The sequence below is a fragment of the Tamlana carrageenivorans genome (genome assembly GCF_002893765.1).
In the GTDB taxonomy this organism is placed as follows: domain Bacteria; phylum Bacteroidota; class Bacteroidia; order Flavobacteriales; family Flavobacteriaceae; genus Pseudotamlana; species Pseudotamlana carrageenivorans.
The window spans coordinates 446625-462017 of record NZ_CP025938.1 but is presented as its reverse complement, the minus strand read 5'-3'; the positions used below and the strand labels follow the sequence as shown (position 1 = coordinate 462017).

The 15393-nt window shown below is 35.6% G+C and carries 9 protein-coding genes; 6 read left to right on the top strand and 3 right to left on the bottom strand.

The window, feature by feature from the left end; genetic code table 11:
• Positions 1 to 445: 445 nt before the first annotated feature.
• The 4 genes from C1A40_RS02080 to C1A40_RS02065 all read left to right on the top strand — a co-directional run bounded on the left by C1A40_RS02080 (position 446) and on the right by C1A40_RS02065 (position 8108).
• Positions 446 to 4039, top strand: a complete 3594-nt coding sequence (locus tag C1A40_RS02080) for a pectinesterase family protein (RefSeq protein ID WP_102994444.1) — start codon at positions 446 to 448, stop codon at positions 4037 to 4039.
• Between the two features lie 364 nt (positions 4040 to 4403).
• Entirely contained in the window at positions 4404 to 5183 is a 780-nt protein-coding gene (locus C1A40_RS02075; protein ID WP_102994443.1) for a T9SS type A sorting domain-containing protein, read from the top strand.
• 177 nt (positions 5184 to 5360) lie between these two features.
• Positions 5361 to 7358: a pectate lyase gene (gene pelA / locus C1A40_RS02070; RefSeq protein ID WP_102994442.1), complete on the top strand. Its 1998-nt coding sequence runs from the start codon at positions 5361 to 5363 to the stop codon at positions 7356 to 7358.
• On the top strand, positions 7359 to 8108 hold the full coding sequence (locus C1A40_RS02065; RefSeq protein ID WP_102994441.1) for a rhamnogalacturonan acetylesterase: 750 nt from the start codon (positions 7359 to 7361) through the stop codon (positions 8106 to 8108).
• A gap of 234 nt (positions 8109 to 8342) precedes the next feature.
• Here C1A40_RS02065 and C1A40_RS02060 read toward each other — a convergent pair whose 3' ends face one another.
• Together C1A40_RS02060 and C1A40_RS02055 are read right to left on the bottom strand one after the other, a co-directional pair.
• Entirely contained in the window at positions 8343 to 9296 is a 954-nt protein-coding gene (locus C1A40_RS02060; RefSeq protein ID WP_102994440.1) for an alpha/beta hydrolase, read from the bottom strand.
• Between the two features lie 279 nt (positions 9297 to 9575).
• Positions 9576 to 10454: an IS982 family transposase gene (locus C1A40_RS02055; protein WP_102994439.1), complete on the bottom strand. Its 879-nt coding sequence runs from the start codon at positions 10452 to 10454 to the stop codon at positions 9576 to 9578.
• A gap of 1418 nt (positions 10455 to 11872) precedes the next feature.
• On the opposite strand from C1A40_RS02055, the gene C1A40_RS02035 reads away from it, so the two are divergent.
• A complete protein-coding gene (locus tag C1A40_RS02035; RefSeq protein ID WP_102994435.1) occupies positions 11873 to 12577 on the top strand; it encodes a BamJ family beta-barrel-assembly machinery protein in 705 nt (234 codons plus the stop codon).
• Between the two features lie 195 nt (positions 12578 to 12772).
• Positions 12773 to 13972: an IS4 family transposase gene (locus tag C1A40_RS02030; protein ID WP_102994434.1), complete on the top strand. Its 1200-nt coding sequence runs from the start codon at positions 12773 to 12775 to the stop codon at positions 13970 to 13972.
• A 186-nt stretch (positions 13973 to 14158) separates the two neighbouring features.
• On the opposite strand, the gene C1A40_RS02025 is transcribed toward C1A40_RS02030, so the two are convergent.
• Positions 14159 to 15328, bottom strand: a complete 1170-nt coding sequence (locus tag C1A40_RS02025) for an IS4 family transposase (protein ID WP_102994235.1) — start codon at positions 15326 to 15328, stop codon at positions 14159 to 14161.
• Positions 15329 to 15393 lie beyond the last annotated feature (65 nt).

Sequence of the window (15393 nt, the reverse complement as noted above, 5' to 3'; positions counted from 1 at the left end):
TTCATCGACTTGTATTTTTAATTGTCTTAATGTAATCGATTACTCAAAATTATATTTATTTTTGTAAATTCAGTAGTTAATTCCTTTTATTCGATGAAAGGTTTAATTTTTTAATAAATCAGGACACGTACTATCCAAAAGCTTAATAGTGAGGGCTAGTTTTAGAAGTAGATATAAAATTGTTCGATCTGTAATTTGTTAATTCAAATTATTGACATACTTTCGTGCAATCGATTACTTTTATTCCGGTCTTATTGCTTGTTCATACTTTCCGTCCGGTAAGGATAGCTTAATAGTATGGATTGAAGCTTTTTTCAACTATAAAAAACTTGGCAGCTCCTTGAATATTTAAAGAACCATTTTAAAAGGAATATAAAACGAAATGGTTCAGGTATTACACAGCGCTGCTCTACTAAACTAAAGAGTAACTTAAACTAAATTAACAATGAAAAAAAATTCCTTTTTTATGATGATGGCATTGTCCCTTATGGCATTTATGGCTTACGGACAAACAACAACGACCTACGAGTTAGGCGTTGAAACCAATTTAACAGAGACCTCTCCTGGGTCGGGGATATTAGCCTCGGCTGATGGAAAAATTAGAACGCCTGATGCCACCACAAATTACCACAGTTCAGGCTATGGCTATGTTTTTAAAGGCGGAAATATTTTAGAGTTAGATGTTGCAAGTGGCAGCACAACGGTACGTTTTTATGGTTCTGTTTATAGTAATGGAAATATGGATGGCGGCACAACATCTGGTGGATCAGATTTAGGAAGTCACGATGTGAAAGTCTCTATCGATAAAACAGGAACTTACGAGTATACCTATTTAGGAGGAGCAACTACATTGTATTTCACTTTCACAGGTTCTGATGCTTATACACCTAAAATTGAAGTCGTAAATACCGCAGTTACCGTGGTGAAAACGCAAGTTTGGGATTTCGGTGCAGAACAACTTGATGCGTTTCTTTACGACAATATGCTCGATGAAGCGGCAATAAATGCTTGGTACCCTGGTGTATCTCCTGGAACTTCAGGTGAAAACCTACCAGAATCATTTGATGCTGGTCCGTTAAACTGGACAGGAAAACCTAGTTCAGATCGATTAAGAACGACCAATACCAATCTAACCCGTACCGATGAAAATATTAATGGCGTAACCGGGTATACAGGAAGACTATATCAAAATGGGGCGTCTTCTAGCACGCAAAGACTTTGGACTATCGATTTGGATGAAGATGATGAGATCACGATATTTATGTTGGCTCAAAATGGTGTAGGTGAACTTCATTTTGAAAACACAACGGCAGGCGATCAAAATGATGTAGTTACTGTTGGCGCTACTTTACAAGAAATAAATTTTATAGCAAAAAGTGCTGGAACTTTTAAAATCTACGATCCAGCTGATAAACCTAGTTATTATAGAATACATAGAAAGCCAGCCGAATTTGTTACTGTAGCCGTGACTATTGATGAAGCTGCTGCAGCAGGTATTCCTAGCGGCTATACTTTAGATTTTACCAATCGTGAAACGGGGAAAGTATTCTCAGAAGTTGTTTCGTCTGGAAGCTGTAATGTAGCTTTGCCTATTGGTCATAGCTACGACTTAAGTCTTGGTGGCGCTAATGGTTATGTGATATCAAACGGATTAACCTTTGATGCGACTAACGCGACAACCACGCACGATGTTACTGTTGCCAAAGTAGATTTACATACTTTAACCGGTTCTATTACAGGTTTAACCGATTTAAGTAAATTAACATTAACCTACGAGCCAGATCCTGCTGTAAATACGGTTTATAGTCCAATCGTTTCTATAAATACAAGTGCGGCAACTTACTCGGTAGACCTGGAGTCTGGTGTGGAATATACCATTATTGCAGAAGGTGTTGATGATTACCAAATGTCTAGTAACACCATTACTATTAATGCTACTCAAACTACCGATATAGATTTTACAGCAAAACCATTGTACACCGTAGCTGTTAATACACCAGATTTAGATGCTACACAGCATGCTGCATTGGAATTAACTTTTACCAATTTAAACGATAACAGCTATGTGTATAGTTTTACCAATGTTGATGCGGTGACTTTACGCGATGGCGTATACACCGTAAGTTATGGTGGGTTAGATGCCTATGCGCTTGAATTAGCTCTTACAGCAAATTTAACTGTTAACGGAGCCAATACTGCCATTAATTTAACTTTTAATCCGGTTACAAACTGGAGTTTCGATGATAAAAACATCGTAGCAAGTGATACTCATTATAAAGGTTTAGTAATTTCTGGTGTTAAAAATGAAGTAGCTAAAGGGCACTTAGTAGCAGGAAATTCGAACACGATTGAAGTATCTATGAATCCGGGCGATAAAATGATTGTGTCTTACTACTATCAAGCGAATTTTTCTATTGAAAGTGGGACACCGGTTATAGGAAATAGTAACAGCACCAGTTTGATTGAACGTGTTGAGTATATGTATACAGAGGCTACAGCAGGAACTGTAACTTTAAATGTATTAGGTACCACTTATTTTACTAATATTCAAGTGACGCCAGCGGTAGCTTTTGCCGACACAATTACTGTAGGTTCTGGTAAAGATTACCTGACTATTAAAGAAGCTTTAGTAGCCATAGCTGAAATGGATCGCCCAAATGATGAGCGTGTTACGGTTTTAATTGATCCAGGGAACTACGAAGAAATGTTAGTGATTAACGTTAAAAATGTCACCTTAAAAAATGCATCTTTATCTCCAAGTATTGCCATTCTTAATAAGGGTGTTGATATTGATGCGAATGCGGTTAGAATTACGTCTTACTACGGACAAAAATATAACTTCTATAGCCAAGGACCAGATAACAAATGGAGTGCTGAAGCTTTAGCCGTTAACAAAGCGAACGGGTATACAATCTACGAAAATAAAGAAGGTACAGGTGGCGGATCGTCGTACTGGAATGCAACAGTTGTTGTAGCTGCTGATGGATTTACTGCAGAAAATATTATTCTGGAAAACTCCTTCAATCAATACATATCTTTAAAAGAATCTCAAGATGTTGTTGAAGCTAAAAAATCGGCTTCAGTACCTGTAAGACCAACAGATTACGGTAATACCGATGTTCAAGACCGATCGAAAGGTTACGTCACCCAAGCTGCTGCCATTGGTATCGCAAATAACACCGATAAAGTGACTTTAAATAATTGTCGTGTGATTGGGCGTCAAGATAGTTTCTATGGTGGGTCAGGATCTCGCCTTGTGGTGTATAAAGGTGCTATGATGGGGGCTGTAGATTATATTTTTGGTGGTATGACCGCTGTATTCTATCAAACAGATTTTGTACTAAATACCAGCGACTCCTCTAGTGATGCGGCTTATATTACAGCAGCTCAACAAGATAGCGGTAGAGGGTATTTAATGTACCAATGTCATGTTAAATCCACCATTCCAGGGGTTGAAACGGCTTCTCAACATGGTTCTAAACCAGGTTATTTTGGCCGTCCTTGGCGAGCCAATACCAGTGAAGTTGTGTTTCTAGAAACGACTATCGATGCATCAACCTATCCTGGTTCGGAAGGTTTGTCACTAATTAGTCCAGAGGGTTGGACAAACTCTTTAAGCGGTGAATCAGATTTAATGTATGAATATGGAACCATAGAGAAAGCACCAGTTGATAATTCGGCTAACCGGGCATCATGGTCTACCGTATTAACCGCACCAGTATTAAAAGATGGTACCGATGCTGTACCGTTTGAGTTTACAAAAGGTAATGATAACTGGGATCCTATTTCTGTTCTTGTTTTAGATGTAACTAATCCAGCGGAAGCTGCCAATACGGTATTGATTAAAGGTTATAACGGTCAGATTTATATTTCGAACGTGAAATCTCAAACTAAAATTGAAGTATACAATATCACAGGAGGCGTTGTAAAAACATTTAGTACGTCTACAGATCGTAGTTTTCAAATAAATAATGGCATCTATATTATTAAGGTGAAGAATGCCGAGGGTGTTAAAGTGGTTAAAGTTTTAGCACATTAAAAACCAAGTAAGCCTATAAATTAGGTTTTTAAAGAAGTAGGAGGCTGTCTCAAAAAATTGAACAAATCGTCATGCTGTACACGATACAGAATGTCATATCATTGAGAATTTAATGATTATGAGCATCTGAAATGAATTCAGATTGACGTAAAATCAACTTTTTAGGACAGCTTCTTTTTATTTAGGAAAAACCGAATCTCTTAACGTTAATAGGTGATAAAAATGTTACAGAACTGTGTTTTTTTCACGAAATAACAAAAAATTGAATGTTAAAAATGAAAATTATTTTGTTTAATCAGAAATAATATATAATTTAGGCAATCGATTACAATAACTAAATTTAATAACTAAAAACTTTTTAAAAATGAAAAAACAATTACTTCTAATTATTTTACCAATTTTACTTTTTTCGGTAACAATACAAGCACAAATAGTCTCTGATGAGGTTTGGGACTTAGGTGGCAATACTTCAGAATTTCCAGCAGGGGATGATTACGCCACAACAACTACCATACGAGGATTAAATATTGTGCCTGGAGGCTCAACTTTTGGTAAAAGAGAACCTAATGCTCAAACGTGGCCGGATGGCTATACTTCAGTGAATCGTTTTAGAGGTCAAGGAAGTAGTGCGGTAGGTACCGATGGGTTGCCAACACGACGTTACTTCCGTTTTGAAGTAGGTGGTGCAGTAGCTGTTAAAGTTTGGTACCGATTTAGTGGGACAAGTACACCTCGAGCATTAATTATTAGCGATGGTAATGGGAATGTATTAGCTAAACTGGATAGTCCAGGGGATACAGATACGCGTTACCTAGAAGTGGATTATACCGGTAAGGGAACTGATATTCATATTTTTTCATCTGATAACGCTGTAAACTATTATAAAATAGAGGTGAGTTCTACACTTTTAAGTAATAAAGATGTTAACTCAAAAGTTTCAACTCATGTACAAGCGGTTGGAAACCAAGTGTTAGTTTCTAATGTCACAAGTGCAACGTCTATCAATGTTTACACGCTTACGGGAGCTTTAGTGAAATCTTTAAGAGCTTCTTCAGATACTAGATTCTCCTTAAAATCAGGTTTTTATATCGCAACCGTTAAAACGATTGAGGGAGAGAAATCAGTGAAATTATTAGTGAGATAATAATTCTACAACAACAACAACAACTTATTTGAACTAAAAAAGGGTGTCCGTTATGGATGCCCTTTTTACTTTTAGGGCAGCTTGTATTTTAAATTTCGGTGTTTTGGGCACCAATTAATAGGTTTAAATCTGCAAGATTTAGTAATTTTATGCAATCGATTAAAATGAATTAAATTTATGCGTAATTATAAGCTATTATTAGTGGGTTTTATGGTGGTGTTTGGTCTGCAAATTCAGGCGCAAGTGCATCCCAAATCATGGGGAAGAATTGTGCATCAAGAGGAAGGTGCTTGGTTTGCCTCAAAAGAAGCTATAGACATTGCAGAAAATGTATTGATTTACCAACGCGATATAGGAGGCTGGCCTAAAAATATTCAAATGCAAAAACACTTAAGCGCTTCAGAAATATCCCAGTTAAAAAGACAGAAGTCTAGCAGTAAAAATGTGACCACCGATAATGGTGCTACTATTCAAGAAATGTTGTTTTTGTCCAAGGTATACCGACAGGTGCCTGACCCGCGCTACAAATCGGCGTTCATTAACGGCGTTCAATACTTATTGGAAGCCCAATACGACAATGGGGGATGGCCTCAGTTTTATCCCTTAAGAAAAGGGTATTATTCTCATATTACCTACAACGATGATTCCATGGTTAACATTCTCGAGCTTTTAAAAGCCTTGAAGGAGCAGTCCGATGAATTATCCATCAAGTTGCCACCACAACTGCTAAACAAAGTTGAGGTGGCTTTTAATAAGGGAATAGACTGTATTCTTAAAACACAATACAAACAAAACGGGGAGTTAACCGCCTGGTGCGCGCAGTATGATGAACGTAGTTTACAACCAGCAAAAGCACGATCCTACGAATTACCATCTTTAAGCGGAAAGGAGTCTGCCAATATTGTAGCGCTTTTAATGTCTATAGATAAGCCTTCTGCAGAAATTATTAATGCTGTAAATAAAGCAGTGGCATGGTTTCAATTGGTAAAAATAACCAACTTAAAACGCCAACCTATTCGTGATGCTAACGGTAATTATATTGATATGAAAATGGTAAAAGTCCAAAATGGCGAGCCCATTTGGGCGCGGTTTATGGAGCTGGACGATAATACACCGTTTTTCTGTGATCGCGATGGCATAAAAAAAGCGACTTTAGCCGAAATTGGAATTGAACGTCGCAGTGGTTATGCTTGGTATACTGATACGCCTCGAAAAATTTTAGCTAAATACCCAAAATGGAAGTCTAAATACGATACGAAGCCTGTGAAAAAATCAGCTAAAGATCCTTATAACATGGTGGTGGCTAAAGATGGTAGTGGCGATTTTCATAACATACAGGATGCCATTTATGCCGCAAAAGCCTTTCCTTACCAACGGGTTATTATTCATGTAAAAAACGGGGTTTATAACGAAAAAGTCCATGTGTATTCTTGGAATACTAAAGTGACTCTAATAGGAGAAAGTCAAGAACATACCATCATTTCATATAATGATTATTTCTCTAAAACTAATTTAGGTAGAAACAGCACTTTTCATACATCAACAGTATTAATTGAAGGCGACGATTTTATTGCTAAAAATTTAACTATAAAAAACACGGCAGGGCAAGTTGGGCAGGCCATTGCGCTTTCTGTAAATGCTAACCGTTGCTATTTTGAAAATTGTAAACTTTTAGGTTTTCAAGATACCTTATATACCGCTGGAGAAGGATTTAAACAGTATTTTAAAAACTGCTACATCGAAGGGAGTACCGATTTTATATTTGGTGAAGCTACGGTGTTGTTTGAAGGGTGTCGCATTCACAGTAAATCAAATTCATACATCACAGCGGCTTCAACCCCTCAAGGCGAGGCTTTTGGTTATGTTTTTAAAAACTGTAATATTACAGCCGATGCTGGTCTTGATGCCGTGTACTTAGGGAGGCCTTGGCGCTTACATGCCAAAACGGTTTTCATGCATTGTGAATTGGGCAATCAAATTTTACCCGAGGGCTGGCATAATTGGAATAAAAAGGAAGCCGAAAAAACAGCTTTTTATGCCGAGTATAACAATACAGGAGCTGGATTTCAGCCTGATAAACGCGTTGGCTGGTCGCACCAATTATCTAAAAAAGAAGCTAAAAAATACACCGTTGATAATATTTTAGGAACCGATTTTAGTAAAAACCATAAATAAATGACACATCTTAAATTAAAACAATACGCACTTGCCTTAGCCATGCTATTTTTAATAAACGGTTTTGCTCAAAACACAACCATATATATGATAGGCGATTCGACCATGGCCAATAAAAAGAATCCAGAAGTAAACCCAGAACATGGCTGGGGACAAGTTTTGCCACCTTTTTTTAAAGATGAGGTGACCATCGATAACCGGGCTGTAAACGGTAGAAGCTCCAAAAGTTTTAGAGCCGAAGGACGTTGGGATGCCATTATGAAAACCTTAAAAAAGGGCGATTATGTGTTTATCCAGTTTGGGCATAACGATCAAAAGAAAAAATCGCCAGAGCGTTTTACAAATCCGCATACGACCTACCGTCACAATTTGATTAATTATGTATTAGAAACACGTGAAAAAGGCGCTATACCTATTTTGTTTTCATCCATAGTGCGACGTAATTTTAACGAGCAAGGCGTATTAATGGATACCCATGGTGCTTATCCCTTAGAGGTGCGTTTAGTGGCTTCAGAGTACCAAGTGCCTTTTATAGATCTTCAGTATAAAACTGAAATTTTGGAAACCAGCTACGGTGTAGAGAAATCAAAATTACTGCATCTTCATTTTGAAGCAGGAACCTCTTCTTATTATAAAGCCGCCAAACATGATGACACCCATTTGTCTAAGCTCGGGGCCACAGAGGTGGCTAAATTAGCGGTTGCCGAATTAAAGAAAAACGTCCCTAATATTGCAAAACTATTAAAATAGAGAAGCTGAATTTATAAAGTACATGATTCATTTTAACGCGATTTTAACAGACTTTATAGGGGTTCATGACTTTTATCATAAAATACACTTGGGTTTATGCAGAACTTTGCGCCGTTAATGTAAAACAGTGGTTCGTTTTTCATATAAAATGTTTGGTTAGTTTAGAACTGTTCAGTCTTTTTTAAGGTTGAACAGTTTTTTTTTGGCAGCAATCCTGCGGTAAGTGTAGTCGTATTACGATCGTCCAAACACTTTGTTTAAAAAGTTAACACTATAATCTAAGGTCATGTCAAACCAAGGATCCATTAGCCAAAATGCTGGTGGAGCATTTGGAATGGTGCGTGTTTCGGTGTAGGTTTGAAAAATTTTCAATAAGGTTGTCATATCGCTTTTTCCAGCATGAATTTCTGGATTCGGACCATTAATAAAGAGTACAGGAGGTGTTTGTTCTCCAACATATTGAAGGGGTGAAGCTTCCATCCATGATTTTTCATTTTTATCGCGCGAACCGTTCAGCCAAATGCTAGCCATACTATTTTCGGTAGGCGCATTACGATGAACTAAAGACACAATACCGTCTATATTTATAACCGCCTGAACTTTTTCAGAGATATCATCATCTGTACTGAAAACTTTAAGGTGTGATGTTGTACCCGCTAAAGTAGCCAACAATCCTCCAGAATCGGCACCCAAAACAGCAATCTGATTAGGGTTTATTTTGTACTTTTTAGCATTTTTTCTTACCCATTTAATGGCATCTTTAACATCGAAAACAGATGCAGGATAACGGGCTTCTAAACTCAAACTATAAGCTATAGAAATACCTACAAAACCTTTTAAAGCCAGATGCTGCGCCATAACGCGTTGGTTTTCTTTTTGCCCTGTTAGCCAACCTCCCCCATGAACGAGTATAACCGCTGGCATAAGTTTTTTAGACTTTTTGGAAGGACTGTAGACGTCTAACTCTAATTTTTTTTGACGGGTTTTCTTGTAAACAATATTCTCGTCATACTTAATATCTTCGGTAATTAGAGGGGTAATCATTTTAGCCGAATCATAATTCTGCTTTGTAGCCTTATAAATGTCTATAATATTATAAGTGCTTTCACTTGTTTGCCCCTGAGACCAATTTGGGGTACAACAAAATACAAATAGTAGTAGACTACTCATTTTGAATAATAAGTTCATGATGTCAAGTTTAGTATGAGCTCAAAGTCATTTCAAATATTTTGAGGGAAGTCTTGAAAAGGAAAGAGCTGCGATTAGTTGATTTGGGTTTTTATCCTTTTAAAATATTAATGGAATATTTTGAAAAAGGTTGTGGTGCAATTTTGGCCGAAAAATACACAATTTCACTAAATTCCCTAAAGCAATCTTAAAATTTAACATTAATTAAATACCTGTGAAACCCTATAAAAGATTATAAATTTGGAACAATCATTTAATCTAATAAACCCGTTGTGCATTTTAAATAATGCTAATTTTAATATTATTAATGTTTCTCCCAAAAATAAACTTATTGATATACTGAATAGTTGTTAAAGCAGTTATCTTAGCTACGATTCTTGTTTTAAAACCTTCAAAAGTTTTAGCATAATTGCGTCTTATCATAAATTGGTCACAAAGTTGTGAAAATAATGTTTCTATCCTTTTCCTCTTTTTTCTAAATACATAAGGCTGTACTTTGTAATTTTTTTGATTGCTTCTCATAGGTGTATTTAGCGTTATATTACAGGTTTCAAACAAGTTAAGCTGTATTTCTGTTGATAAATAGCCTTTATCACCAATTAATGTACAATCGCTTATTTGCATCTTAATATCTTTAAGATAATTAATATCGTGTACAGATGCTGGACTCAAATCGATACTTTGAAAGACACCATTTACAGAACAAACAGCGTGCAGTTTATAACCGTAATAATTAGAACTTTGAGCTGCACAATAACCTTTATCTGGAAATGCATAAGTGTTTTCTTTACAAATCTTTGAACGAGAACTGCGTGATAATTTACAAACTTCTAAGGGCATACTATCTACTACAAAATAATCTTCAAATTCATTAAAATGGGAAGCTAAGCTTAACCTGATACTGTTGAGCTTATTAACTAGTTTTCGTCTTCTTCTATTGTAGACACTTCTCTCTATTTTTGATAATAGGGAATCTGGAAGTTTTCTAAAAAGGTCATTTTCACTATCTATTCCCATAAATTCGGCAGTAAGACTCAAACTGATAAGTTCTAAATCACTAAGCTTTGGTTGTCGTCTTTGATAACTTAAAAGTTGTTCTTTCGATATTTTTCTTAATACTTCCAATATTCTTTCGTAATTTGCACTCAAGTTGTTCATTATTAATGATTTGTAGTTAAATCAATTTACTGATTTTCAGTAAGATGAACAACTTTTTTCTTTTAAATCATAATGCACAACGGGTTAATAAATTAAAATCCATAATTTGAATTACTTAAGCGTTTATGAGCCGTTTCTTAAAACAAATAATTGTGTTTTTAACGGTTTTTTAACAGGACTGGTGCGGGTTTATGATATTTATCATGAAATACACTTGGGTTTATGCAGAACTTTGCGGCGTTAATGTAAAACAGTGGTTCGTTTTTCATATAAAATGTTTGGTTAGTTTAAAAACTGTTCAGTCTCCGAGAAAGCTGAACAGTTTTTTTTTTGCAACAAACCCTACCTTATCATCTACGTTTAATTTATCAGTTTCAACACAAGATAAAAAAAGTGCAGATACATCATAAAACGATATTTTTTTACTTCAGGTAGACTATTTATAAAGAGTTTTTTTAACTGTTTTTTAACGGACTTAGTGCGGGTTTATGATATTTATCATGAAATACACTTGGGTTTATGCAGAACTTTGCGGCGTTAATGTAAAACAGTGGTTCGTTTTTCATATAAAATGTTTGGTTAGTTTAAAAACTGTTCAGTCTCCGAGAAAGCTGAACAGTTTTTTTTTGCAACAAACCCTACCTTATCATCTATGTTTAATTTATCAGTTTCAACACAAGATAAAAAAAGTGCAGATACATCATAAAACGATATTTTTTTACTTCAGGTAGACTATTTATAAAGAGTTTTTTTAACTGTTTTTTAACGGACTTAGTGCGGGTTTATGATATTTATCATGAAATACACTTGGGTTTATGCAGAACTTTGCGGCGTTAATGTAAAACAGTGGTTCGTTTTTCATATAAAATGTTTGGTTAGTTTAAAAACTGTTCAGTCTCCGAGAAAGCTGAACAGTTTTTTTTTGCAACAAACCCTACCTTATCATCTACGTTTAATTTATCAGTTTCAACACAAGATAAAAAAAGTGCAGATACATCATAAAACGATATTTTTTTACTTCAGGTAGACTATTTATAAAGAGTTTTTTTAACTCTCGATTAACGGTAAAATTTTGATCTTAAAATATCATCAAAATTCCTTCCGTTAGCTTGAGGGATTAATCAGATTCTGATGGTCAGAATGTTTTTTAACGGCCTTAGTGTCGGTTTATGATATTTATCATGAAATACACTTGGGTTTATGCAGAACTTTGCGGCGTTAATGTAAAACAGTGGTTCGTTTTTCATATAAAATGTTTGGTTAGTTTAAAAACTGTTCAGTCTCCGAGAAAGAGCTGAACAGTTTTTTTTTGTTCCTATTTTTAAAAAGTTAAGAGCGGTATTTTCACCTTTACTAATTTCTTTTTTTTGTCCCTATAATTTTGTTACATTTGACTTCGAATAACAAAAAATGTTAAAATGAAAATAATGAAATGTTTAAGTCTAGTGACTTTAGTTTTACTAGTAGTATCTTGTAATAATCAGTCTGCAGTTTCAAATAAACCTATTAAAACCGAGTTGGATTCTGTATCCTATGCGATAGGTATGGATGTTGCAAAAAATGTAAAAATGAGTTTTGATGATTTTGATAATGAATTGTTTGTTCAAGGCTTTACTAATGTTTTAGATTCAACAAATATATTATTAGATGAAGCTACAGCACAAAAAGTTGTAAGAGCATTTTTCCAAAAGAAACAACAAGAAGATGCTGCCAAGCGTGCCGAAGAAGGTGAGAAAAATAAAGTGGAAGGGCAAGAGTTTTTAGCTAAAAACAAAACCAAAGAAGGTGTGCATACTACGGCTAGTGGTTTACAATATATCGTTTTAAAAGAAGGTACAGGAGCTAAACCAACTAAATCATCTAAAGTAAAAGTTCATTATCACGGTACTTTAATTGATGGAACTGTTTTTGATAGTTCGGTTGATAGAGGAGAACCTGCAGAATTTGGAGTAACACAAGTTATTAAAGGATGGACAGAAGGTTTACAATTAATGTCTGAAGGAGCAAAATATAGATTCTTTATTCCTCAAGAGTTAGCTTATGGCGCTAATCCAAGACCAGGAGGGCCAATTAAACCTTACGCTACATTAATTTTTGATGTAGAGCTTTTAGAAGTAAAATAAGTGATTTAAATACTTAAATATATAAAAAAAACAGGAGGCTTAGCTTCCTGTTTTTTTGCTTTAAAACGGTATTAATTCTTTACTTTTCAAACATATTAATAATCATTAGTGTCCGATAAAAGATTTAAAAAGCGGGATTTCCAAGATAGGATTTCCCGCTTATTTTGTATCTTGAAGTTATCACACATCCAAGATATGAATAAAAGTAAAAACTTTAGCGGACACCCCATAATCAAACAGGTATTAAATTTCATTTTGCCCAAAGATGTTCATCGGACAGCCAAAAAGCACAACAGCGATCGCTATACCAAAAAGTTTACCACCTATGAGCATTTGGCCACTATGGTATTTACCGTGATCAGTGGCTGTAGCTCACTTCGTGAGGTTTCCAGTATTATGCTTGCCTGCGAGGGAAAGATCAACCATCTAGGACTCACGGACTTTCCAAAACGCAGTACCTTGTCAGATGCTAACAGGAGAAGAAGCTCTGAAGTATTTGCCGATATTTATCATTTACTCTACAAACGTTACCATCGCTTTTTATCGGACAGCAGACCCTTAGAACCTGCAGTGAAGAACCTTAAAATCGTTGATTCCTCGACCATCCCCCTATTTAGCGACATTCTTAAAGGTGTAGGAAGGAACCCGCTCAACGGCAAAAAGAAAGGAGGTATCAAGATGCATACTATGATAAACGCCATGGAAGACGTTCCTTGTCTGATTAAGTTTTCAAGCGCGGCCACGCACGACCACACCTTTTTAAAAGACCTGGAACTCAAGAAGGGCTCTTATGTGGTTTTTGACAAAGGGTATGTGGATTATGAGCAATACCAAAAATGGACACTGGAAGATGTTTACTTTGTGACTCGGCAAAAGGACAATGCTCGCTATACAAGCCTTGAAGAGTTTGATATCTCCAATAAAGTGGACGATGCTGTCTTAAAGGACGAAAAAATAGGGCTTACGGACAAAAACGGCAACGCTTTTTCCCTGAGGAGAATCGCTTTTTGGCACGAAAAGCACCAAAAAGTTTATGAGTTCATCACTAATAATTATGATCTTGATGCAGACAAAATAGCCGACATCTATAAAAATAGGTGGCAGATTGAGACGATGTTCAAGCGGCTTAAACAGAACTTTCCGCTAAAGTATTTTTTGGGAGACAATCAAAATGCCATCGAAATACAAATCTGGGTCAGTTTGATAATCCAGCTCATTATGCTTGTGATCCAAAGAAAAGCCCAAAGAAACTGGGCTTATTCCAATATGATGTCCGTCATACGATACCATTTGATGACATATATCGATTTGTTCAAATTCCTGAAAAACCCAGAAGCTAATTGGGAAGAGATTACAACCAAAAACATTGGGCAATTAAGCCTTTTTGACCCATAAGGAGGTTCTGTTTTCAAAATAAAGAGTGCGATCAATAAAAAAGGCCAACACCAAAGCTTTTTTAGCTAATTCTGTTTTTTATCGGACAACAATAATTAATAATAGAAATCAATCCTGTCCTAAATAAATTTTAGATAGGATAAATCCAACCATTTTACTAGTTTAATAGTTTATATTTTTGAATTTTCAAAAAAGAACCCCTTGTATGTGCTTATTGGGTGGTGGTTGTTCTTTTGCAAACGGATTATCTAGCCATTTATGTAAATTTACTTTCACAAAAAGATTTAATCTAATAAAGGCTACTAAATTAGATAAATACCAAGGATGCTTTGCTTGTGTTTTTAGCGCTTTTAAAATGAGAATGGTAATTAATGCCGTCCAGATCTGTATCATAACCGCATTTTGACTAGTTCCAATGAAAGACTTGATGTGTAATTGCTGTTTGATGTCTCTAAAAAATATTTCCACTTCCCATCTAGCCTTATAAAGCTCCGTAATAGTGTTTGCTGTCCAAGACTTCTGATTGGTAATAACCTCAATAGTTTGTCCATTTTTATCATCCCACAAGGCAACCCTGCGAAGTCTTTTGGGATATTTCTCTTTTGTCTTAGCGCCTGTTAATTCAATGATTTCATCTTTTAGAACGTGTTGATGCCTGTTTTCTGGCAATTCTAACTCTTTGACTGATTTAAATTGAATATTGTCTTTATGTCTGACTACAAAATTGACTCCGTTGCTGTCCCAAATCTTTAGTAAATCAAAATCGTTGTAAAACCGATCAGCAACAATAACACTTCCTTTTAAAAGCGGGATGTCGTAAGCCCCTTTATTATCCGCTGTTTTGCCATCTGTAATATTTACATAAGCTGGTAAATGACCATCATAATCAAGCAAGGTGTGCATTTTTACAGCTCCTTTTTTAGTCTTGTATTTTGCCCAATCAAACAAACTTAAACAAAGACTTATCACGGTTGCATCTAATAAAAATATTTTGGACTTTATTTTGAAATTAGTACGCTTCATTCCTGCTTGCTGTCCTAAACTCTCTAATAATACATAATAGTAGTCTCTGAAAAGCTCCCAGCTTCGATGTTTATTTTGGTAGCTTATAGTAGATTTTGAAGGCGCTGCTAACATGCCTAAATGATTCAGGTTTCCTGTTGCTGAACGCAATCCGTTGCTGATATCTCTAACAGATTGACTGTTCGCAAATTGACAAAACAACATCGATACTAAGTGAGACCAACTGTCAAATCCTTTTTGATGTTTATCTGTGTTATGAAACCTGACTAATTTATTGAACCTTGACTTTTCTAATTTTGTGATTATTTGAGAAAACAGCGTTATATTTATCATCTGAGAAAGGTTTTTTTGTGGTGCACCACAAAGGTAACTTTGCGGAACAAAATTTCCTTTCTCTT